General features: G+C 72.5%; 18 protein-coding genes. 4 read left to right on the top strand and 14 right to left on the bottom strand.

Annotated elements, in window-relative coordinates:
- Positions 1–94: 94 nt before the first annotated feature.
- From IPJ17_09090 to IPJ17_09080, 3 genes are read right to left on the bottom strand one after another with little or no spacing between them, the layout of a single operon-like run.
- A complete protein-coding gene (locus tag IPJ17_09090) occupies positions 95–1,510 on the bottom strand; it encodes a DUF4388 domain-containing protein (protein ID QQR75707.1) in 1,416 nt (471 codons plus the stop codon).
- Between the two features lie 8 nt (positions 1,511–1,518).
- The gene (locus IPJ17_09085; protein ID QQR75706.1) at positions 1,519–3,309 is read right to left on the bottom strand and encodes a tetratricopeptide repeat protein; all 1,791 of its coding nucleotides are present in this window, start codon (positions 3,307–3,309) and stop codon (positions 1,519–1,521) included.
- On the bottom strand, positions 3,290–3,778 hold the full coding sequence (locus tag IPJ17_09080; GenBank protein ID QQR75705.1) for a DUF1844 domain-containing protein: 489 nt from the start codon (positions 3,776–3,778) through the stop codon (positions 3,290–3,292). The genes IPJ17_09085 and IPJ17_09080 overlap by 20 nt, the downstream gene beginning before the upstream one ends.
- Positions 3,779–3,893: 115 nt before the next feature.
- Between IPJ17_09080 and mazG the strand changes: the two genes are divergently transcribed.
- Positions 3,894–4,751, top strand: coding sequence for a nucleoside triphosphate pyrophosphohydrolase (mazG, locus tag IPJ17_09075; protein ID QQR75704.1), 858 nt, complete (start codon positions 3,894–3,896; stop codon positions 4,749–4,751).
- Positions 4,752–4,769: 18 nt separating this feature from the next.
- On the opposite strand, the gene IPJ17_09070 is transcribed toward mazG, so the two are convergent.
- Positions 4,770–5,489 carry an arylesterase gene (locus IPJ17_09070; protein ID QQR75703.1) on the bottom strand — a complete coding sequence of 240 codons (720 nt, stop codon included), beginning with the start codon at positions 5,487–5,489 and terminating at the stop codon, positions 4,770–4,772.
- A 120-nt stretch (positions 5,490–5,609) separates the two neighbouring features.
- Here IPJ17_09070 and IPJ17_09065 point away from each other — a divergent pair, with 120 nt between their 5' ends.
- A complete protein-coding gene (locus IPJ17_09065) occupies positions 5,610–6,311 on the top strand; it encodes an ABC transporter ATP-binding protein (protein QQR76130.1) in 702 nt (233 codons plus the stop codon).
- Positions 6,312–6,327: 16 nt separating this feature from the next.
- Positions 6,328–8,889 carry an FtsX-like permease family protein gene (locus IPJ17_09060; protein ID QQR75702.1) on the top strand — a complete coding sequence of 854 codons (2,562 nt, stop codon included), beginning with the start codon at positions 6,328–6,330 and terminating at the stop codon, positions 8,887–8,889.
- A 10-nt stretch (positions 8,890–8,899) separates the two neighbouring features.
- Here IPJ17_09060 and IPJ17_09055 read toward each other — a convergent pair whose 3' ends face one another.
- The 5 genes from IPJ17_09055 to IPJ17_09035 form a co-directional block, all read right to left on the bottom strand.
- Complete coding sequence (locus IPJ17_09055; protein ID QQR75701.1) at positions 8,900–9,553, bottom strand: divergent polysaccharide deacetylase family protein; 654 nt, start codon at positions 9,551–9,553, stop codon at positions 8,900–8,902.
- Between the two features lie 349 nt (positions 9,554–9,902).
- Positions 9,903–11,117: a PDZ domain-containing protein gene (locus tag IPJ17_09050; protein ID QQR75700.1), complete on the bottom strand. Its 1,215-nt coding sequence runs from the start codon at positions 11,115–11,117 to the stop codon at positions 9,903–9,905.
- Positions 11,114–12,286 carry a peptidoglycan DD-metalloendopeptidase family protein gene (locus IPJ17_09045; GenBank protein QQR75699.1) on the bottom strand — a complete coding sequence of 391 codons (1,173 nt, stop codon included), beginning with the start codon at positions 12,284–12,286 and terminating at the stop codon, positions 11,114–11,116. The genes IPJ17_09050 and IPJ17_09045 overlap by 4 nt, the downstream gene beginning before the upstream one ends.
- A 5-nt stretch (positions 12,287–12,291) precedes the next feature.
- The gene (locus IPJ17_09040) at positions 12,292–14,484 is read right to left on the bottom strand and encodes an alkaline phosphatase family protein (protein QQR75698.1); all 2,193 of its coding nucleotides are present in this window, start codon (positions 14,482–14,484) and stop codon (positions 12,292–12,294) included.
- A gap of 157 nt (positions 14,485–14,641) precedes the next feature.
- Positions 14,642–15,598: a class I SAM-dependent methyltransferase gene (locus tag IPJ17_09035; GenBank protein ID QQR75697.1), complete on the bottom strand. Its 957-nt coding sequence runs from the start codon at positions 15,596–15,598 to the stop codon at positions 14,642–14,644.
- Positions 15,599–15,711: 113 nt separating this feature from the next.
- On the opposite strand from IPJ17_09035, the gene IPJ17_09030 reads away from it, so the two are divergent.
- Positions 15,712–16,923, top strand: a complete 1,212-nt coding sequence (locus IPJ17_09030; protein ID QQR75696.1) for an MFS transporter — start codon at positions 15,712–15,714, stop codon at positions 16,921–16,923.
- Here the strand turns inward: IPJ17_09030 and IPJ17_09025 are convergent.
- The 5 genes from IPJ17_09025 to IPJ17_09005 form a co-directional block, all read right to left on the bottom strand.
- Positions 16,914–18,725 (bottom strand): alkaline phosphatase family protein, encoded by a 1,812-nt coding sequence (locus IPJ17_09025; GenBank protein QQR75695.1) that lies wholly within the window; start codon positions 18,723–18,725, stop codon positions 16,914–16,916. The genes IPJ17_09030 and IPJ17_09025 overlap by 10 nt on opposite strands.
- Positions 18,722–19,636, bottom strand: coding sequence for a polyprenyl synthetase family protein (locus tag IPJ17_09020; GenBank protein QQR75694.1), 915 nt, complete (start codon positions 19,634–19,636; stop codon positions 18,722–18,724). The genes IPJ17_09025 and IPJ17_09020 overlap by 4 nt, the downstream gene beginning before the upstream one ends.
- 13 nt (positions 19,637–19,649) lie before the next feature.
- Entirely contained in the window at positions 19,650–19,985 is a 336-nt protein-coding gene (locus tag IPJ17_09015) for an STAS domain-containing protein (protein ID QQR75693.1), read from the bottom strand.
- Positions 19,982–20,491 carry an ATP-binding protein gene (locus IPJ17_09010; protein ID QQR75692.1) on the bottom strand — a complete coding sequence of 170 codons (510 nt, stop codon included), beginning with the start codon at positions 20,489–20,491 and terminating at the stop codon, positions 19,982–19,984. Before IPJ17_09010 ends, IPJ17_09015 begins: the two co-directional genes overlap by 4 nt.
- Positions 20,492–20,571: 80 nt before the next feature.
- Positions 20,572–21,405: a CPBP family intramembrane metalloprotease gene (locus IPJ17_09005; protein ID QQR75691.1), complete on the bottom strand. Its 834-nt coding sequence runs from the start codon at positions 21,403–21,405 to the stop codon at positions 20,572–20,574.
- Positions 21,406–21,428: the final 23 nt, after the last annotated feature.

Here is a 21,428-nt window from a genome sequence, read left to right as displayed (position 1 = left end):
TGTCAAACTCGCTCGCATTCTATCTGACAAGAATTCGCGCAGATATATTCCAGCGGAAAGGAATCCTCCCCCGACGGCGGTCAGGAAGCCGGAATCAATCGAGCAGGACGAGCGGAGCGACTTTGGAGGCCTCGTCGACCGCCAGGAACTCCGGGTCGAGGAGGAAATCGCCGGGAATGCCCTCGTTGACCGCCAGGTCGGCGAGGGGGCCTTCCGGGCCGATCGGCGTCAGCGAGTAGCCGACCGGACCGGGCCGATACTCCCATCGGTAGCCCGAGGGATCGTGCGGGATCCGCCCGAGCAACCCGAGCGCCAGGAACCCCTGGAGTCCGTCCGGATAGCGCCCCTCGAGCAGGAAGTGGGCGCGGGCGGCGCGGTCCATCGCGAGGACCAGGGAGGTCCGCTGTGCCTTCTCGACCTGCGCTCGATCGCCCTCCTGCCAGGGAAAGGGCAACGGGGTCGACCGCGGGCTCCTCCAGACGAGCACGGCCAGGCCGACGGAGAGCGCCAGCGCGACGAAGCGGAAGGCCAGGCGAAGCCGGGGCGCCACCGCCGGGCGCACCACCGCAGCCGGCGGAATCGTGAACGCCGACTCCTCCCGTTCGACTCGCCGCACCGGCTCGACAGCCACGGCAGCCGGAGTCGGCCGCGCCGGCACGTGAACCGCCGGCGGCGCGAGCGGCGCCGGGCTGGCGACGCCTGCCGACGGGGCGGCGACCGGCGGCTGAGGCGCGACGGCCGGGCGAACCGGCGCCGAGACGCGCACCCGCGCCAGGCCGGAGCGCGAGAGCCGGAAGAGCGCGAAGACGACCCGCGATTCGTCGACGCCGCTCCGGGTCGCGAGATCCGTGCCGGTCGAACGTCCGTCGAGCATGGCGAGCAGACGCGACTCCGGCTCGCTGATCCAGGGGCTGGTGTCGCGGCCTTCGTCGTCCTCCGGATCGCGACCGTGCACGCGAAAGGACGGGACCGGCTGGACGCGTTCGAAGATCGCCTCGGGCGACGGCAACTCGGAGGTGTCGGTGATCAGCAGCGAGCCGATCTCCTCGAACGCCCGCAGGAGGAGCTCTTCGACGGCGATCGGGTCGATCCCCTCCTCGAACGACACCTCCTCGCCGGCGTAGAACTTGAACTCCCCCTCCTTCCATTTGAGGAGGTGGATCAGCATCCGCATGGTCTGCAGACGGAGCGCCAGCAGGAGCTGCGGTCGCGACAGGGCGCCGCGCATCAAGAGGAGGTCGACCAGCCGCTCGCCGCCGGCCTGGTGCTCCGCGGCAATCGACGAGAAGAGGTCCTGCCGCACCAGGCGCTCCTGCACCAGGATCTGCCCGAGGCCGTCTTCCACCGTCTGGTTGAGCGCGTCGGCGGCGACGATCGCGCCGCGCAGGAACGAGACGGCGATGATGTCCTGCTCGCCCTGGACGGTGAGAATCCCCGTCTTCTGCTGCAGCGCCACCATCTGCAGGATGTCCGGCAGTTGGAAGTCGCGCAGATCGCCTTCGAGGGCCATCGGTCGCCTCAGTCCTTCGTCCGAGCGCGCCGGTGCCAGCGGAAGACGGCTGTTCCGGCGAGCGCCAAGAGGGCAATCGCCCACATTCCACCCTGCGGCGCCGCAAGCCCAGCGGGCGGGACCACGGTGAACCCGCCACCGAGCGGCAGGAGCACGGCCAGGGTCGGCCCGGCAAGCGAGAGCAGGGCCTGCCCGCCGTCTCCGTCCTCCGTCAGGTGCCACGCCGGGAGGATCACGGCAAGGATGGCGTCGGCCCAGGCCGGGCGGTGCGACGAGAGCGGCACGGGATCGCCGCCGCCGAAACGACGCAACGTCAGGTCCCACGCGATGGCCAGCAGCACCACGAAGCCGACGACGGCAAGCGGCAACCACTGCCGTCCCCCGCCGGTGAATCCGCTCGAGGTGCGGTCCTTCCTCCATGCCGTGGCCAGTTGCTCGCGAATCTCCGTCTTGCGCCGCAGGCCGCCGTCGAACAGCACGACGCGATCGGACGAGGCAGAGTGGACCCAGGCGGTGACCTGTTCGTCGTCGATCTGTCGCGCCTTGGCCAGCGCCTGGCGGGATTCCTCGAACTGGTAGGCCTCGGAATGAGCCAGGCTCAGGTTGTAGTAGGCGGCCGCGGCCGGCGGGTCGATCGCCGCCGCGCGCTGGAAGTACTGTCCGGCGGTGGCGAACTCCCCCTTAAGGAAGTAGTAGGAGCCGAGCGAGAGCAACGCGTCGACGTTGCCGCCCTCGGTCTCCAGGACCTGACGATAGATCGCCCGGGCATACTCCCACTGACCGAGACGGCGATGAAAATCGCCGATCAACTGTCGCACCGCCGCGCTCTCCGGCAGCACGCTGCGCAAGACGCCGAGGTCACTGAAGATCGAGCCGTACAGACGCCCCTGCTCGATCCCCTGAATGGCCCGCAGCGGCGGCGACAGCGAGAGCCCGAGCTCGGCGTGCTGGCGCGCCGCCACGGTCGGCCCGACGCCCGCCACGAGCCAGACGAGGGCGATCGCCCCGCGCTCGCTCGCGCTGGCGTGGGCCCACACCAGCGCCGACGCCCACAGCAGGAAGAAGATCGGCCCACCGGGAAGGGCCAGCGGCCAGGCGAGCAGGACGACCGTCACCAGATGGCTGACGGCCACGGGAAGCCGGCGGTTGCAGAGACCGAAGACGTCCCGGTAGATCGTCGGTCCCTTGACGCCCACCTGGACGATGACGAAGAGCGCCGCCACGACGAGGAGCGCGGCGGCGAGCCAGAGCGCAAGGCTCCGCCCGAGCAGGGCGCGCTCCGCCGGACCGGAGGTCAGCCGCACCACACCGCGTGCGTACCAGCCCACGGAATCGACGTAGCTGCCGGCGGACCAGGCGGCGCGCGACGCGCCGAAGGCGATCTCGGGGCGTCCCGGGTCGAGGCTTTCGGCCGCGGCGAGCGCCCAGCCGGCCCGTTCGCGCTTCCCCTCGGCCGCAGCCTCCACCGCGCGAGCCGTCATCGCGAGAGCCAGGTCCGAGAGCTTCCCCATTCCCAGCTGCGACGCGACGGCCCGCATCTCGCGTTCGGCCCCGGCGGCGGCATCCCGGTCGTCGCGATAGAAGGCCGCCACCCATTGCAGCCACTGCTCCTGCAGCTTCTGCAACGAAAGGCGCAGCGGCGTGGAAAGCTCGACGCCCGTCTCGGGCCCCGGCGACTGGGCCGAGACCCGCGGCGCGGTCACCAGCGAGACGCCGAGCGCCAAGGCGACCACGGCCGCCAGGCTCGGACGGAGGAACCGGGCGACGGCGACCGGCGGGTCAGCCCCGCTTCTGCACATAGCGCATCCGGGCCCGGTAGAGGAAGTCCTCGAGAACCCCAAGCTCCTGCGAGGTCAGGTTGCCCACCGTCTTCTGGCGCAGGACGTCGAGCAGGTCGATGTGCAGGCGGGCCATCTCGAGGTTCTCCACCTTCCGCCCGTCGGGCAGCGTTGCATCTCCGAGGTAGAGAGGGATCGGGTCCGCGAGGACCCCGAGGAGATCGTAGAAGGAGGGCCCGAGACCGGGGGGTGCCCCGGGGATCTCGATCGGCGGCCGGCGACCGCCCGCCTCCGGTGCCGGAGTCGCGGCCGCCGGGGTCGGCTCGGCGGGCTCGGCCATCCGAGGATCGGGCTCCTCGGCGACTGACTGGGCGCTCGGCTCCGCGCTCGGCTCGGGCGCGACCGGTGCCTCGGCTCCGGCGAGCTCCTCACGGAACTCCTCGCGCAACTCGCCATTGGCGTCGAACATCCGGCGGTCCGTGACTTTCATCCCACTCTCGCTCACCGCGCGTCTCTCCGGCAGGTTGGCACCACTCCGAGGCTGAATCTGTCGTGGGGTATCGTACCCACCGCTTCCTCCGCCGGCAAGGCGCTGGAGAACTTCCATGCCTCCGACCCACCGCCTCCCCGCCGACCTCACACCGCTCGTCGCCCTCGTCGAACGGCTGCGCGCACCGGACGGTTGCCCCTGGGACCGCGAGCAGAAGCTCGGCCACCTGCGCGCCTACCTGCTCGAGGAAGCGCACGAGCTCGCCGCGGCGATCGACCAGTCCGACTGGGAGTCGATCCGCGAGGAGCTCGGCGATCTGCTCTTCCAGGCCGCGTTCGTCGCCCGCCTGGGCGAAGAGGCGGGAGAGCTGGCGCTCGACGCGGTGATCGCGGCGGTCCACGCCAAGTTCGTGGCGCGCCACCCGCACGTCTTCGGCGACGAGAAGCTGGCCGACGCGCAAGCGGTGCGCGAGGCCTGGGAACGTCGCAAGGCGAGCGAGGCCGGGCGCCGCGAGCGTGCCGACGGCGCGACGCACAGTCTGCTCGCCGGAGTCCCGGCATCGCTTCCGGCGCTGCTCGGGGCCTACCGCACGACACAGAAGGCGGCGGGCGTGGGATTCGACTGGCCCGGACCGGCCCCGGTTCTCGACAAGCTCGACGAAGAGCTCGCCGAGCTGCGGGCCGAGCTCGCCGCGCCGGAGTCACCCACGCGGGCGACGCGCATCGTCGAAGAGCTCGGCGACCTGCTCTTCACCGTCGCCAACCTGGCGCGACACCTCGACATCGACCCGGAGGCCGCGCTCGCCGCGGCCAACGCCAAGTTCCGCCGTCGCTTCGCGGCCGTCGAGTCGTCGCTGGCGAGCGCCGGGCGCCCGCTCGCCGAGGCCAGCCTGGAGGAGATGGAGGCCGCGTGGGGCGAGGTCAAACGGCGCGAACAGGCCCCGCCGCCCCCGGACGAGCACGACCCGGGCTGACCGGGCCGCATCGCGGCATCAGCGCGCGAGCACGCGGCGGACGATCGGCTCGAGATGGGGCAGGACGTTCGCCGCGACGAGCTTCTGGCCCTCGGCGGTCGGGTGGATCCCATCGGCCTGGTTGAGCTCGGGCTGCGCCGCGATCCCCTCGAGCAGAAACGGCACGAGCGGCACGTCGAGCTCGCGTGCCAGGCGCGGATAGAGCGCGGCGAACGCTCCGGCATAGTCGGCGCCGTAGTTGGGTGGAATCCTCATCCCCAACAGGAGGACCTCGGCGCCGCTCGCCCGCACCGTGCGAACGATCTCCCGCAGGTTCGCTTCGGTGCGCTCGAGCGGCAACCCCCGCAGCCCGTCGTTGGCTCCGAGGCCGATCACGACGACTCGTGGCCGCTGCTGCATCAGCCAGTCGAGCCGCGCGAGGCCACCGGCAGACGTGTCGCCGCTCACGCCGGCGTTGACGACGTACACGGCGAGTCCCCGGCTCGCCAGCGCCTCTCCGAGCCGCGCCGGGAAACCATCCTCTTCGCCGAGGCCGTAGCCGGCGGTGAGACTGTCGCCGAGGAACACCACCCGCGGGCGGCTCTCCGTGGCGACGGCGGGCGTCGAGAGGGAACCTGGCGAGGTCGACGCCGGGGCCGGCGCCGGACGCTTGCCGGGAACCGGCCCGCCGCAGGCCAGCACCAAGCCGACGAGGACGACGGTGGCGACACACCGTCGGTGACGGAATCGGTCTCGCATCGAAGCATCTTCGCAGAGAGCGCCCCTCGGGATCGACCCCGTCGCCACCGCCGGCCGCACGCCGAGCGCGTGCTACGCTGCCCGTCCGTTCGGCACCATCCGACGTAGAACCGAGTGGCCATGTTCCTCCCGGAAACTCCGCGTCTCGCTGTCCATGAGCTCGGCAAACGCCTCCCCTCGGGCGACCGCGAGCTCGTCATCCTCGACGGGATCGACCTCGTCATCCAACCCGGCGAGTTCGTCGCCATCCTCGGCCCGTCGGGGAGCGGCAAGTCGACGCTGCTCGGCCTGATGGCGGGGCTCGACCGCCCGAGCAGCGGAACGATCGAGATCGACGGCCTGCCGATCCAGGCGCTCTCGGAGGACGCGCTGGCGCGCCTGCGCCGGCGCAAGATCGGCTTCGTCTTCCAGGCCTATCAGTTGCTGGGCAACCTGACGGCGCTCGAGAACGTCCTGCTGCCGCTCGAGCTGCTCGGTCGCCACGACGCCGAGGCCCGTGCCGCGGCGCTGCTGGCGAGCGTCGGACTGGGCGAGCGGGGACACCACTATCCCGTTCAGCTCTCCGGCGGCGAACAGCAACGTGTCGCCCTCGCTCGCGCCTTCGCTGCCGAGCCGGCGATCCTCTTCGCCGACGAACCGACGGGCAATCTCGACTCGGCCAACGGCGAGCGGGTCCTCACGCTGCTCGCCGAATTGCGCGCGCGCCACGGCACGACCTTGGTGCTGGTGACGCACGACCCTGCGGTTGCCGCGCTTGCCGGTCGCCGCATCCACCTGCGCGACGGGCGGATCGAACGGGTCGAGACCGGAAGCGCCGCCTGACCGGGGCGCCCCAGGCATGACACTCCGCTTCCTTCTGCGAGAGATCGCCCGGGAGTCGCGCGGCGGCGCGGCGCGGCTGCTGCTCTTCGTGCTCTCGCTCGCCGTCGGCGTCACCGCGGTGGTGGCGGTCGGCGGACTCTCGTCGGCCATCGACGGGGCTCTGCGGCGCGAAGCCCGACAGCTCCTCGCCGCCGATCTGAAAGTCGAGAGCCGACGACCGCTCTCCGCCGGGGAGGAGTCGGCGCTCGCCTCGCTGCATCGGGTCGCTCGGGCCGATCTCGTCGAGCTCGTCACCGTCGCCGCAGTGCCGTCCGATGCAGTGCCGTCCGATGCGGACGGTCGCCCGGGGCGCAGTCTCCTCGTCGAGCTGAAGGCCGTCGACGGCGGCTACCCCTTCTACGGCACACTCACCCTCGACCCACCGCTGCCCCTCGCCGAGCTCCTCGGCGACGACGGCGCCGTGGCCGCACCCGAATTGCTCTCGCGCCTCGGCCTCTCCCTGGGCGGCGAGATCGTCGTCGGGGGAGCACGGTTCCGCATCCGCGGGCGCGTGCTCGCCGAGCCCGACCGGATCGCCGGCGCCTTCAGCCTCGGCCCCCGGCTCTTCGTGTCGCGCCGCGGCCTGGCGCGGGCCGAGTTGCTCGGGCGGGGCGCCCGGGCCGAATACAAGGTCCTCCTGCGCCTTCCACCGGGCGCCGGTACCGACGACGTGCGCGCTGCCGCGGCGAAGCTCGAGCTCGCCCTGCCGCGCGCCAGCGGCGTTCGCGTCGAGACCTTCCTGCAGGCACAGCCCTCGCTGCGCCAGGGGCTTGCCCGCGCCGAGCGGTTCCTCGGTTTGGTGGCGCTGCTCTCCCTCCTGGTCGGCGGCGTCGGCGTCGCGCAGACGGTCCGCGCCTGGCTCGCCAGTCGGCTCGACGCGATCGCCGTGCTCAAGTGCCTCGGCCTGCGACCCATCGAGGTGCTGACTCTCTATCTCGGGCAGATCGCCCTGCTCTCGCTGCTCGGCAGCGCCGTCGGCGCCCTCGCCGGCACGGCGGTCCAGGCGCTCGCCCAGCGCTTCGCCCCGGCGATCGTGCCGGCCGGCAGCCTCGACCTCTGGCAACCCGGGGCGATTCTCGAAGGCCTTCTCCTCGGCCTCGGGATCGCCCTGCTCTTCAGCCTCCCGACGCTGCTCAGTCTCCTGCGAGTGCCCGCCGCCCGGGTTCTCCGCCGCGACGCCGAACCGCCTCCCCCGAGTCGGATGGCGGCCCTGGCCCTCGCCCTCACGCTGCTGACCGGGCTCGCCGCGGTCGCGTCGGCGCAAGCTCGCTCAGTGCCGATCGGCCTCGCCTTCACCGGCGGGCTGGCGCTCCTCGTCGGGCTCCTCGCGCTCGCCGCCCGGGCGCTCGTCGGCCTGTCGCACCGGGCGCCGCGCCGCGGCCTCGGCGTCGCCTGGCGACACGGACTCGCCTCGCTCGGCCGACCGGGCGCCGGCACGCTCGGCGCCGTGGTGGCGCTCGGACTGGGCGTTCTCGTCGTCCTCGCCATGGCGCTCGTCCAGCGCCAACTCTCGCGGCAGCTTCTCGCCGAGCTCCCCGCACAGGCTCCGACGGCGTTCTTCATCGACGTCCAACCCGACCAGCTCGCGCCGTTCGCCGAGCGGATCAGCCGCTTCGGTGCGACGCGACTCGAGTCGGTTCCGGTCGTCGTCGCCCGCCTCGCGGCGATCGACGGCGTCGCCGTGGCGACGCTCGCCCAACAGACGCGCGAGGAGCGCGGTGGACGACGCTGGGCGCTCACCCGCGAGCAGCGCCTGACCTACCTCGAGCAGTTGCCGCCGGACAACGAGATCGTCGCCGGCTGTCTCTGGTGCGACGCGACACGACCCGAGATCTCGGTCGAGCAGGAGTTCGCCGAGGACCTCGGGCTTACCCTCGGCTCGCGCGTCGCGTTCGACGTCCAAGGGGTGCCGGTCGAGCTCACCGTCACCAGCCTGCGGCGCGTTCGCTGGGAGTCGTTCGCCATCAACTTCTTCCTCGTCGTCGAGCCGGGAGTCCTCGACAAGGCGCCGCAGCAGCGACTGGCCGCGGCCCGCCTGCCGGCCGCCGCCGAGCAGCGGATCCAGGACGAGCTCGCCGCCGACTTTCCGAACGTCACGATGCTGCGCGTGCGTGAGTTGCTCGACAAGGTCACCGCGGTGCTGCGCCGGATCGGGCTCGGGGTCCGCTTCCTCGGTGGCTTCACGGCACTGGCCGGCGTCGCGATCCTCGCCGGAGCCGTCGGCGCGACCTCGGCGCGGCGCGGGCGCGAGGTCGCGCTGCTCAAGGCACTCGGCATGACGCGCGGCGATGTCGTCACCGCGCTGGCGCTCGAGCATGCGCTGGTCGGCCTGGTGGCCGGAACGATCGGCGCGGCCGGTGCCGTGCTGCTCCACTGGGCGGTGCTCACGTTCGTCATGGAGCTGCCCTGGCGCGGCGATCCGTGGCCGGTGGTGACGGCGGTCGGCGGCGCGGCGGTCGTCGGCATGCTGGCCGGATTGACGGCCAGCCTCGGCGCCCTGCGCCGTCGGCCCATCGAAGTCCTGCGACGCGAAGACTAGCGGGAGAGGTTCAACGCCGGCGCTCGCCGAGCAGCTCGCCGACCGTGACGAAACGCACGCCGCGCTTCCTGGCCGCCGGCACCTCCTCGGCGAGCACCGCGAAGGTCGCCGGATGCGGATGGCCGATGGCGATCGCCGCGCCTCGCTCGGCGGCGAGGTCGAGCAGGCGGCGGAACTCCGCGCGGATCGCCTCGGGTGCGAGGTCGTCGTCGAGGAAGACCTGACGCTCGAGCGCCGGGACGCCGAGCTCGCGCGCCACGTCGAACGCCACGGTGTGCGGCGTCGTCCGCGAATCGAGGAAGAAGAGGCGCCGCGCGGCAGCGACGCCGAGCACCGCCACCATGGCTCGCCGGTCGGCGGTGAGCGCCGACCCCATGTGATTGTTGATGCCGATCGCTCCCGCGACCTCGGCGAGCGCGCGCTCGGTCCCCTCGCGCAACGCGGCGTCGTCCATCCCGGTGCGCAGCGCTCCGGGACCGGGATTCTCGCCCGGCTGCGCCGACTCCATCGGCAGATGCAGGAGAAGCTCGCCGCCCCGGGCGCGCACGCGGCCGGCGACATCGCGCGAGAGCCGCTCGAACGGCAGCACGGCGCAGGCAATCGGCACCTGCAAAGCGTCGATCGTGTCGAGGTCCTCGAGCTTCCGCCCCAGGTCGTCGATCACCAGCGCGACTCGCGGAGGCGCACCCGAGGCCTCCCCCACGGCCACCGCGGGCGACGGCGCGCGGCGCTCCGCGGACCGAGCGACCGGACGAGCGGGGGCTGGAGGCGTCGCCGGCGAACGGCGGGCAGCGGCCCACGGCATCCGGCCGATCTCTCCGGGTTTGCCGGACTCCACACGGGATCGCCAGAACCATCCGAGGGCCAGGCCGACCACCAGACCAGCGATCAGGATCACGACCCAGGCCCCGGAGGACCGGCGACGAGGACGACGAGGACTCATGGGGGAATGCGGCGTCGGCGACCGCCGCAAGGGCCGGAACCGTCGCGGCCGGCGACGGGACCCGACGGGATCAGGCGGCCTTCTTCTCCGGCAGCTTCTCCTCGCCGAGCAGCAGCCCGACTCCCTTGCGCAGGATCAGCTCGCCGAGCGGCTCGTCCTTCTCGCCGAAGCGACGGGTCGACTCGTCGACCGAGAGGTCAGGCGAGAGGCCAGTCGAGATCGGCTTGCCGTCGGGTCCGGTGTAGAAGCCGGTCGCGAGGCGAAGGCGGGACCCGTCGGAGAGTGTGACGGTCTCCTGTCGGCCAGCGTACCCGAAGGTGCGCTCCCCCACCAGGCGCGCACCGGCGCGCTGCTGCAGCAGCGCGGCGAGGACCTCGGCCGGTCCGACCGTCGAGCGATCGACCAGAGCCACCATCTCTCCCGCGAAGAGGTTCGGGGTGGTGTCGGTGAAGGTCTCGACGGACTTGTCGCGGACCTTCAACTGACCGAGCTCGCCGTCGGCGAAGAGCGCGCCGAGGTCGAAAGCCGCCCGTGGATCGCTTCCGGTGGTACCACGCAGGTCGAAAACCAGTCGCGTCGGATGCTGCGCCGCGAGCAACTCGCGAACCTGCGCCACCGTGGCGGAGGTGAGCTGCGGCAGATGCAGCACCGGCACCCCGCGACTCTCCGAGAGACTCGGGGCCGCTGCCGCGAACGACGCCAGGACGAGATCGACCTTCTTCATCTCGCCGCGGCGGATCCACTCGGAATCGACGTGCGTCCCCTCGGCCGCGGCGAATCGCGCCTCGATCTCCCAGAACGGCATCTGCCGGGACGACGCACCGTCGAGCTTGGCCAGGATGTCGCCGACCGCCACCCCGGACTTCGCCGCCGGACCACCCTCGTCGACCGTGGCGACGAAGACCATGCCGCGCTCCCGAGCCAGTCGCAACCCGCTGCGCGAGGCACCCACGCGCGCGGCCTCCCCGAACTTCTGCGCGGCAGAGGCGGGCACGAAGGAGGCGAACGGATCGAGCGCGTCGACCGTCCCGTCGAGAGCGCTGGTCATCAGCACTTCCGGCTCGGTCGGCTCGACGTAGGCGCTGCGCACCAGGCCGAGCACTTCGGTGAAGACCGTGAGGTACTTGAAGATCGAGTCGTCTTCGACCTCGACCTTGCCGGCCTCCTTGGAACCCTCCTTGGCAGCACCCGCGGCTTGCGAGGCCGCGACGATGAACGGCGTCACGACCGCCAGGGAGAGCAGCAGGAAGACGAGGCGTCGGCGCAGCGGCGAAGGCAGGGTCATCGGCGAGTCCAGGCCAGGGGATCCTCGGGACGATTGTCGACACGGACCTCGAAATAGAGCCGGTCGGCAGCTTCTCCCAGGACCTGTCGCAAAGCTACCACATCCCCTCGCGCCACCTGGAGACGCCCGAGACCGGCGTAGAGCGTGAAGACCCCGCCAGAGTGCTGCAGGATGACGGTCGGCCCGTAGCCTTCGAACGGCGCCGCGAAGGCGACCTGCCCGGAGTAGACCGCATGGACCGGCTCGCCGCGCGAGGTCGCGAAATCGACGCCATGGTGCGGGGTCCGCGTGCCGTAGCGCGGGTCGAGCCGCGGACCGAACGGCTCGAGGATGCGCCCCGGCACCGGGCGTTCGAGCAGACCGCGGAAGTCGCGGATCGGGCGGCCCGAGAGGATCGGGTCGGCCCGGCCGTAGAGGAAGTCGAGGAAGTTCGAGAGCCGGCGCTCGCGCTCGGCGAGCACGCCGGCGCGACTCTCCAGCCGTCGCGACTCGCCCTCGAAGCGGGCGAGCAAGGCCGTCTGGTCGCGGCGCATCTTGTCGAGCTCGTGCCGCCGCTCCTCCTCGCGCGCCACCCACGATTGCGCTTCACGCTCTTGGGCCGCGAGCTCGTCGCGCTCGAGCGCGAGCCGCGCCCGCGCCTCGACGTAGCGGTTGGTGAGGTCGGCGTCGCGCCGCGCGAGAAAGCGGAGCTGGCGGATCGCCGGCAACAGGTTGCGCCCCGGCTCGAGCGACAGGAAGAGCCGCAGGTAGCCGGGGCGACCGAGCCGGTAGAGCGTCAGCATCCGGCCGCGGAGCTCGGCGCGCACCCCTTCGAGCTGCGACTCGAGCGCTGCCACCGAGGCCGCGCTGGCGCTGCGGCGCGCCGCCGAGAGGTCGCGCGCCGCCACCGCCTCGGCGATCCGCTTTTCCTGCAGCTCGAGCTCGAGCCCGGTTCGCTCGACCTGAGCCGAGAGGTCGGCCGCCTGATGCCGCACCTCGCCGAGACGAGCCTGCAGACGAGTGATCTCGAGCCGGATCTCCTCGAGCTCGCGCTCACGATCTGCCGCCGTGGTCGACGCCTGCGCGGCGACCGGGGCCATCGGCGCCAGGGCGAGCAGCGCCGACAGGAGCAGGGCGAGCGCCGCTGCCGATCGCCATCGGACCCGCAATCGCCTGGCGGCGTCGTCCATCGTCGCTACCGGGCGGCCGCTCCGCGCGGCCAGAGGCTGCGGCCGTCGAGCTGGACCGGAGAGGTGACCCCCTGGAGCTCGAGCAGCGTCGGCATCACGTCGGCCATGTACGGATCAGGCGCATCCAGCCGGCGGTTGCTGAAGAGGATCCCCTTGACCAAGGGCGGATAGACGGAGCAGTGATCGGCGCTCCAGATGTCGCGGTTCGGCTCGACGACGTTCTTGGCGACGATGCCGAGGGTGTCCTGCCAGCCGACGCGATAGCCCTCGCTGTTGGAGGCGAACATGTCGGGGATCAGCTCGGGGTCGTAGACGCCGTAGGCCTCGTCGCGCGTCCAGACGTAGGCCACCGGCTTGTCGCCGGTCTCCTCGTCGACGTAGCCCTCGAGCTTCCCCTTGATCTCGGCGAGCAGCGCGCGGTACGGCTCTCCCGGTTCGACGATCCCCTGCCCTTCGCGGCCCTTGAGGTTCACGTAGATGTCGCCGAGGCCCATCGCATAGGCCCGCGTCTTCGACCAGTCGACGGTGACGAAGAACTCGCCCTTGTCGAACAGGTCCTCGAGGTTGGCGCGACCGGGAGCCTCGCCCTTGAGAACCAGGTAGCCGTTCTTGGCGAGCCAGGTGTTGTAGTTCATCGTGCGGCGCCACGAGACGAAACCGTGGTCGGAGACGACGAAAAGGACCGCGTCCTTCGGCATCGTCGCCATCACCTTGCCGACGATCCGGTCCATCCGCTCGTACGCCTGGCGGATCGAGTCGCCCCACCGGGCGTGCCCCTCCTCGGTGTAGAGCGGATGCTTCGGATCGACGTAGCGCCACATGACGTGCTGCACGCGATCGGTGAACTCGAAGTAGTGGACGTAGACGTCCCAGTCGTCGGCGATCAGGCCGGCGAGCATCTCCTCGTCCTTGGAGACCGTCGCCTCGACGTCCTCGAAGAACACCTTCTCGTCGATCGTGCCGCTGGTGATCGACCAGGTGTCGATCATCCAGCCGATCGTCTTGAAGAGCCCGAAGCGCGACGTCAGACGATCGACGAACGAGCCGGGCGCCGTCAGGTCGACGATCGGCGGCAGGTTCTCCGGGTCGAACTGGATCGGCGAGAGGTAGAGCCGGATCTCCGGGTCGAGCCCCATGAGCCGGAAACGTCCGATGCCGTGCAGCTTGAGGAGCGGGTTGTAGGCGAAGGTGAAGCGCACCCACGGACTCCAGTCGCCCGGCCGCAGGTCGAAGCGCGAGCCCGAAACCTCGACGCCGAGCGACCCGCGATCGGGAGCGATTCGCAGCGTCATCGGCAGCGTCAGGTACGGCCCTTTGGCGGGAAACAGCTTGTTCGGCGGCCCCTTGATCTCGGTGCGGATCTCACCCTTGTTGTCCTCGAGCTCGACGACTTCGACCGAGAAATCGCCACCGGCCTTCGGCTGGAAGAAGAGCTCCGAGGTGAAGTAGAACGGCTTGCCGATGCGGAAGGACAGGTCGGGCGTGCCCAGACCGGAGAGCAACTCGCCATGCTCGAACGGCTCCGGCGGGAAGGTCACCGGAATTCGCATGACCCGCACCCGCTTGCCGGCCTTTCCCAACAGCTCCCAGAAGGTCTCCCCCTGCTGTCGGTTCACCGCCAACGGTCGCTCGGTCGGGATCATCGTGTGGGCCACCCACCCTGCGCCGCCGCCGACCAGCAGGGCAAGCGCGGCAGCGATCGGGACCGCGCGGCGAGGCGCGATCCACCGGACGGCCAACCAGCCGACGAGCAGAGCGAGCAGCGCCGCGCCGCCACCGAGCACCCAGGGGTTGGCCTTCCCCCAGAGGAAAGGCACCGTCGTCTCGTCGAACGCCGCGAAGCTCGGGCGATAGGTCTTGGTGTCGCGCTTGAGGAAGTCGAAGATCGCATGCCGGCCGGGGTTGAGGCCGGTCGAGAAGGTCGACCACGAGACCGGCGTCTGCGACGGCACGGTCGAGCGCAGCGCGGCGTAGGTTCCCTGGTCGCGCAGCCGCGCGAGGTTCGGCAACCGGCCTTCGGCCATCCACTGCTCGGTGAGCTTGGCGTCGACGCCGTCGAAGCCCAGGACCACGACGCGCGGCGAGCCCCCGGCCGCGGCCGGGGACGCGACGGCGGGCCCCGCCGCGCTCGCCGGGACGGCGCCGGACACGGAGAGGAGCAGGGCGAGCAGGGCAACTGGGGCAAAGCGTCGGGACATCTCGGGGGGGCTCCTCCGCGGCGGACCGTCGGTGCGGCGAGCGTCCCCGCCGACTCCGACGTCGAATGAGCCGAGGATCCTAGCAAATGGCGGCTCCGACCCGACCTGCCGGCGCGCCGCGGTCCCGCCGGAGCGCTGGAGGACCGGCGACCCGCGCTCAGCGCTCGCGTCGCAACCAGATCGACCCCGCGTGCGTGTCGTGATCGGCCGGATCGACCCCTCGATAGCCGGGGATCGCCGCCGCCAGCGCCGCCTCGCGGTGGAATCGCAGCAGGGCCGCCGAGAGCACGACTGCGAAGCTGGAGTTGAAGGCCAGGAAGGCCTGGAGCAGCATCGCCTCGGTCCAGTAGCGCGGCCACTTGGCCCGGAAGAGGTAGGCCTCGGCGGGAAACGGCGTGACGTAGGGGAAGTGCACGTCGTGCACGTGCACCAGCGCCCCCACCGGCAGCCGCGGCACGACCTCGAGGTGGAGGAACGGCACCGCCCCGTCGATGCGCACCACGTGACTGCTGTCGATGAACAGCAGGTCGCCCGGTCCGAGCCACGAGAACCAATCGACCGGCAGGGCCTGGACCTCCTCGCGGATCACTTCGACTCCGAGCGCGGCGAGCGCCGCCGCCTTGCCGAACGGATCGATGCAGCGCATCTCGCAGGGCGCGCCTTCCGCGCCGTTGCGCGCCGCCGCGAAGGCGAGGACACGCGTCGACAGGCCCGACCCCACCTCGACAATGCGCGACGGCCGTAGGTCGCGCACCATCCAATAGGCGAGCACCGCGTCGACCTCGGTGAAACCCGGACCGAGCCGCTCGCGCTTCAGCTCGGCGAAGGGCGGGAGGCGCGGGACCTCCTCCCCATGGGTCGCCGCGAGACGGCCGAGCAGGCGCTCCATCGCGTCCAGATCGCGCGCGACTCCGACCAGGGCGCTCGGCCGGTCCCACCGCGCCCGGTTCGCCGCCAGGCCCGCCAGCACCGGCAGCGGCGAGTCGTCGTCCCCGGCCCGGTCGACGTTCAGCCCGAGGCGGTTGAGGAGACCGCGCCCGCCCCGCAGCGCGGCGCGGTAGAGCCGCCGCAGCGGCGACAAGAGGGGGTGCGTCAGGAACCTGGAGCCCGACACGAGGATCCTCCCTGGACTGTCTTCGCGCGTGGAGCCCCACTCTACCGCCGATCGCTCCCGAGGCTCTGTGCAGGCGACCGCAGGCCGGGCTAGGCTTCCCGACACCGCATCCCATGAACCGGCTCGGGCGCATCCAGGCGATCTACCGTGGAACCGGGCTGCCGCCGGCCGTGCGGAGGCTCGGCGCCGCCTCGTTCTTCCAGGACGTGGCGAGCGAGATGGTCTACCCGCTGCTCCCCGGCTTCCTCGCCGCGCTCGGCGGCGGCGCCGCGACGCTGGGGGCGATGGAGGCGGTCGCCGAAGGCGTCCTGTCGCTGGTCAAAGGGGCCGCAGGCCGCGCCAGCGACCGTTTCGGCCGGCGCAAGCCGTTCGTCGCCGCCGGGTACGGTCTCTCGGCCATCGCGCGCCCCCTGCTCGCGGTGGCCGGCGCGACCTGGCAGGTGCTCGCCCTGCGCGCCTGGGATCGCCTGGCGAAGGGGATCCGTACGGCGCCGCGCGACGCGCTGATCGCGCAGAGCACGCCACCGCACGATCGCGCCTTCGCCTTTTCTTTCCACCGCGGCCTCGACCACCTCGGCGCCGCGGTCGGCCCGCTGATCGCGGCGGCGGTGCTGCTGGCGGCGCCGGGGCGGGTCCGGATCGTCTTCGCCCTCGCCACCGTCCCGGCGCTCGTCGGCTGGGCCGTCGTCCAGCTCGGCCTGCGCGAGCCCCCGGTCGCAAGGCCGGCGCCCGCGGCGCCGGCCCCCGCCGCCGTCCCCACCGGGGTCCGCTCCGCAGCGGGACTCGGGCCGCTCCTCGCGAGCTTCTGCCTGTTCGCGCTGGCCAACTCGAGCGACGCGTTCCTGCTGCTGCGCGCCGGCGACCTCGGCCTGCCGGCCGCGGGCCTGGCCCTGCTCTGGTCGGGCTTCCACCTCGTCCGCTCGCTGGCCTCGGCCCCGGCCGGCCGCCTCGCCGACCAGATCGGCCACCGGCGAGCGCTGCTGCTCGGCTGGACGCTCTACGGCGCCACCTACTTCGGGTTCGCCCTCGCCGACGGACCCCGCGCGCTCGCGCTGCTTCTTCTCCCCTACGCCTTCGCGTGGGGGTTGACCGAAGGCGCGGAGCGGGCGCTCGTCGCCGAGTCGGCGGGGACCTCGGCGCTCGGCAGCGCGCTCGGCGCCTTCCATCTGGTGACGGGGCTCGCCACGCTCGCGGCCAGCCTCTGGTTCGGATGGGTCTGGGAGTCGTTCTCGCCGGAGGCGGCCTTCGCGACGGCGGCCGCCCTCGCCGGCTGCGCCGCCCTCGCCCTCCTCGGACTACGGGCCACCCCGGCGGCTCAGAGGTAGCCGAGCGCGCGCAGGCTCTTCAGGTACTCGGCGTCGGAGGCGGGTCGCGGCGCCCCGGCGGGCCGTCCCCCATAGGTGGGGACCCGCGCCGGCGGCTCCGGCCAGCGGCAGGCCGCGACCGGCTCCGGGAGCTCGGCGCTCTGCGGCAGCCCCGCCGCCCGGAAGAGCGCGGCGGTCACGGCCTCGACCTGCCAGACCTCGACCGCGGGCCGCGCCGGCCCGCCGCAGCCCGCCCGCCGCCAGAGCATCGCCCGCCCCTCCCCGACCGCGCCGCGGCGGCCCGGGTCGACGATGACCGCCACGGTGTCGAACCCCCCGCCGTCGGCGAGGAGCCGGTCGGCGGCCGCGAGCTCGGCGCGCAGCAGATCGGCGAAGGCGAGGTCGCCGCCGCTCCAGCCCTCGGCCGCGATGTCGAGTCCGGGCAGGTAGAGCGCGGCCACGCGGGGCCTTCCGCCGACCTCGTCGGCGAGCACCCGGCGGTAGAGCGCGTCGGGAGCGAGCGCCATCCCCGCGATGCGGGCGCGCTCCGGCTCGCCGAGCGCCCGCAGCGCGGCGAGCGACGCCGGGTCGGCGCTCGTGTCCGCCGCGAGCGCCGCGAGTCCCGGTCCGCGCTCCTCCGGCGCCACCGCCCCGACCGCGCCCTCGGCGAGGAGCTGCCGCGCGCCGTGGGCCACGACGAGACCGGGCAGCGGCTCGGCGGGGAACGTCGCCCACCAGTTGACCGCCAGCACCGGGGCGCCGCCCCGCGACGCCAGCTCCCAGAGGGCCGCCGCCCGGCGCCGGCCGGCGAGCAGCGGGCGCACCACCGCGAGACCGAGCGGCTCCGACCAGAATCGCCAGACCGCGCGCGTCGGACCGAGGCGGGCGAGGGGCACGCTGACGCCGAGCGGCTCGACGGCGTCGAGCGCCACCACGCCGTGGGCGGCCGGGGCGACCCCGGTGGCGACCCCGGTCCAGAAAGTGGCTGGCACCATCGCGGGGCGACGGTAGGGCCGCCAGCCGGAGCCGGCCGCCGCCAGCTCGGCGAGCGTCGGCAGCTCCCCGCGGGCGAGGAGGTAGTCGAGCTCGCCGGGCAGCACGCCATCGACGGCCAGCAGCAGCACCCGGTCCCCCGGCGCCATCGGCAGCGAGGCGACCGGCGTGGCCGGAACCTGCCGGGCGCTCAGGAGAAGCGGCAGGGCGAGCGCCACGGCCAGCAGCAGCGCCGCGAGCGCGAGACGACGCGGCGAGAGTCGCCGCCCCGCCGGAGCGTGTCGCGTCATGCCGATGGCCAGGGCGAGCAGCGCGCGGTCGAGGAGCGCGGCGAGGCCGGCCGCCGCCGCCAGGCCGGCGACGAGCGCCAGGGCCACCTGCGGGCGGGGCAGCGACCGGAGATGGCCCCAGGCCTGCCAGAGCCCCGCCCCGGCGAGCGCGCCCGCCACCGCCGCGGCGAGCGCCGTCGGCACCGCTTCGAACCGCCGCACCGGGAGCCAGCGCAGCGCGGCCGCGAGCGCCCCGGCGAGGGCCAGGAACAGGGCGGCCGCCGCCAGGCCGAGCGGGACGACGAGGTGGAGAAAGAGCACCGCCGGGTCCGCCGGCGCCGCCGCCAGGCTGCCGTTGGCGAGCGCCAGGCCGCCGGAGGCCACCAGCGCCAGGCCGCCGCCCGCGGTCAGGCCGACCTTGCCGGCCAGGCGCAGCCAGGCGCCCAGCCCGCCCCGCGGGCGCAGCCCGTCCTGCAGGAGGAAGCGGTCGAGACGGCGAGAGAGGTAACCGAGCCGCCGCAGCTCCTCGCGCACCGCCTCGAGCTCGGCGGGCGAGCTCACCGCCGCCTCCCGAGCACGTAGCGCGCGAGCACGCGCAGCGGGTCGGCGCGCCGCCCCAGCGGCTCGAGCGCCGCCACGGCGAAGTCCAGCAGCTCGGCGGCGAGGGCGCGGGCACCGTCGACGCCGAGCAGGCCGACGAAGGTCACCTTGCCGACGTCCTTGCCGGTGTCCTTGCCGGCCTCTTCCGGCGTCGACAGCACGTCGACGAGGTCGTCGGTGATCTGAAACGCCAGTCCGAGGTTCTTGGCATAGGCCCCGACCGCCTCGAGGTCGCGACGACGCGCGTCGGCCGCCATCGCGCCGAGCTCGGCGGCCGCCAAGAACAGCGCGCCGGTCTTGTGGCTGTGGATGTACTCGAGCCGTTCGAGAGCGGGCGGTCCGGCGACGGCCTCGAGGTCGAGCGCCTGTCCGCCGATCAGCCCTTCGGACCCGATCGCCAGGGCGAGATGATGCACCAGATCCTCGGGGGTGTAGCGGCTGAGGCGCAGCCGCTGGCCGGCTTCGGCGACCAGGGCGAACGCCCGGTTGAGCAGCCCGAAGGCGGCGAGCAGCGCGATCGCCTCGCCGAAGACCTTGTGGGTCGTCGCCCGTCCACGTCGTCGGTCGGCGTCGTCCATCGCCGGAAGGTCGTCGAGGACCAGCGACGAGGCGTGCACCAGCTCGACGGCCACCGCCAGGTCCTCGGCGGCCGCATCGCGCCCGCCGCCGAGCATCTCCCCGACGGCCAGCGTCAGGACGGGGCGCAGGCGCTTCCCGGGTCCGGTCGCGGCATAGCGCATCGCCGCATGGACCGACTTCGGCCGATCCTCGGCGCGAGGCAGCCGCTCACCGAGCCGTCGCTCGACGCGTTCGGCGAGGGCCGCCAGATAGGGACCGAGATCGGGTGCTGCTGACGAGCCGATCGGGCTCAAAGGCCGTCGCGGCTCAGAACGAGCGGAGCGCCTCCTCCTCGTTTTCGAAGGTCTCGAAAACGGTGATCAGCTGAGTGATCTGCAGGATGTCGTTGACCTTCGCCGGCAGATTGACCAGTTTGAGCTTGCCGCCACGGTTGGTGACCGTGGTGAACGCGCTGACCAGCTCGCCCACCCCGGACGAGTCGATCGTCGAGACCGCGGCGAGGTTGATGAGCATCTTGCTCGCGCCCTTGCCGAGCTGCTCGTGCACCGCTTCGCGCAGCGCCACGTCGCCCTTGCCGATGGTGATCTTGCCTTCGATGTCGAGGACCCGGACGCCCTCGCGCTCGCGCACGTCGATCTTCATGACCGTCCCTCCTGTGGGGAACTATTGCTGGTGTCGGATTTCGGGACTGCGCCGCTTCCCGACGCGGTGTCCGCGGCGGGCGCGGCGAGATGCTTGACCAGTTCGACCACGGTGCCACCGCCGGCGTCGGCGCCGAACTCCACGGCGTCCATCAGCCGGCGCATGTAGAAGATTCCCCGGCCGTCCGCGCGGAAGCGGTTCTCCGGCGCGAGCGGGTCGCGGATCCGATCGGGATCGAAGCCCTCGCCCTGGTCGATTACCCGGATCTTGACCTGCACCGGGGAGACCGTGGCGGAGACCTCCACCTGCCGGCTCGCGTCCTGGCGGTTGCCGTGCTTGATGGCATTCGCCAGCGCCTCGCGCAGCGCCAGACCGATCCAGTGCCGCTGGTCGTCGTTCGCTGCCACCTGGCGCAACGCGTCGTCGATCACCACCTGAACGAGCTCGATGTTCTCGAAGCGGCTGGCGATGACGAGGTTGTACTCGCGCGACTGAAGTTCCGTCATGCGGAAATCCCGTTTCGGGGCGGCAGTCTAGCAGAGTCCCCGGCCGGGAAATCGCATCAGAAGACCATCGCTCGGCCCCATCAGCCGCCTCCCCCTGCCGGGACGAAGCGCAGCGCGAGAGGGATGACCACCAGCAGCTGCACGGCGTCGAAAAGGGCATGGGCGACGATCGCCGCCCAGAGGCTCTGCCGCCAGATGACCAGCGCGCCGTAGAAGAGCGACAGCAGGGTGATCCCGACGAGCATCAGCGGCTGGTCGTAGCTCAGGTGGGCGAGCACGAAGAGGCAGGTCGCTCCGGCGAGCCCGAGTCGAGGTTGCAGGAATCCGCGGAAGAAGAGCTCCTCGACGACCCCCGCGGACAGGGCCAGGGCGAGGCGCAGGGCCACCGGAAGTCCGGCGATCCAGACGATCGCCGCCGGCGGCGCCTCGGGGAGCGCCCCCTGGCCGCCGACGGCGTAGATCACCAACCCGACGCCGACCAGGATGGTCAGCACTCCCAGCCAGCCGGCGAGACCGGCCAGCACCCCGATCCCCAGCTCGACGTCGAGGCGCACCGCCCGCAAGCCGAGCTGGGAGGCCAGCTCGCGCGCGTGAGAGCCTCCGGCGGGAGCGAATCCCCCCCAGCCCATCGCGTACCAGCAGGCCAGGGTCACCAGGAAGAGGACGTGGAGCAGGAAGAGCTGCGCCGTCGGCACGGCGGAGAAATCCGGCGACTCGGACACGCCGACCGTGGCAAGGCCGGCGAAGACGCCGAAGGCGAGGACGAGCGCCAGCAGCACGAGAAACGGCGCGCGCCGCAGCGGGTCGACGAAGCCGGGAGGAGAGAGCCCGCGCCGCGCCGCCGCGCGATCGAAAGCATAGACGGTGAGCACCGAGAGCAGCGGCGGGGCCCAGAGGCGGAGCAGCGCGAGCATTGGCAGGTCGGATCTCGGCGGGG

This window comes from Holophagales bacterium, from assembly GCA_016699405.1.
Classification (GTDB): domain Bacteria; phylum Acidobacteriota; class Thermoanaerobaculia; order Multivoradales; family JAGPDF01; genus JAAYLR01.
This window is presented reverse-complemented; position numbering and strand designations above follow the sequence as displayed.

Bases quoted from the DNA above. Each gene is read 5' to 3' on its own strand.
- IPJ17_09030 (QQR75696.1), top strand. From the start codon at position 15,712: ATGAACCGGCTCGGGCGCATCCAGGCGATCTACCGTGGAACCGGGCTG.
- IPJ17_09010 (QQR75692.1), bottom strand. From the start codon at position 20,491: ATGACGGAACTTCAGTCGCGCGAGTACAACCTCGTCATCGCCAGCCGC.
- IPJ17_09005 (QQR75691.1), bottom strand. From the start codon at position 21,405: ATGCTCGCGCTGCTCCGCCTCTGGGCCCCGCCGCTGCTCTCGGTGCTC.
- IPJ17_09040 (QQR75698.1), bottom strand. From the start codon at position 14,484: ATGTCCCGACGCTTTGCCCCAGTTGCCCTGCTCGCCCTGCTCCTCTCC.
- mazG (QQR75704.1), top strand. From the start codon at position 3,894: ATGCCTCCGACCCACCGCCTCCCCGCCGACCTCACACCGCTCGTCGCC.
- IPJ17_09080 (QQR75705.1), bottom strand. From the start codon at position 3,778: ATGAAAGTCACGGACCGCCGGATGTTCGACGCCAATGGCGAGTTGCGC.
- IPJ17_09015 (QQR75693.1), bottom strand. From the start codon at position 19,985: ATGAAGATCGACGTGCGCGAGCGCGAGGGCGTCCGGGTCCTCGACATC.
- IPJ17_09065 (QQR76130.1), top strand. From the start codon at position 5,610: ATGTTCCTCCCGGAAACTCCGCGTCTCGCTGTCCATGAGCTCGGCAAA.
- IPJ17_09090 (QQR75707.1), bottom strand. From the start codon at position 1,510: ATGGCCCTCGAAGGCGATCTGCGCGACTTCCAACTGCCGGACATCCTG.
- IPJ17_09085 (QQR75706.1), bottom strand. From the start codon at position 3,309: ATGTGCAGAAGCGGGGCTGACCCGCCGGTCGCCGTCGCCCGGTTCCTC.
- IPJ17_09050 (QQR75700.1), bottom strand. From the start codon at position 11,117: ATGACCCTGCCTTCGCCGCTGCGCCGACGCCTCGTCTTCCTGCTGCTC.
- IPJ17_09070 (QQR75703.1), bottom strand. From the start codon at position 5,489: ATGCGAGACCGATTCCGTCACCGACGGTGTGTCGCCACCGTCGTCCTC.
- IPJ17_09060 (QQR75702.1), top strand. From the start codon at position 6,328: ATGACACTCCGCTTCCTTCTGCGAGAGATCGCCCGGGAGTCGCGCGGC.
- IPJ17_09045 (QQR75699.1), bottom strand. From the start codon at position 12,286: ATGGACGACGCCGCCAGGCGATTGCGGGTCCGATGGCGATCGGCAGCG.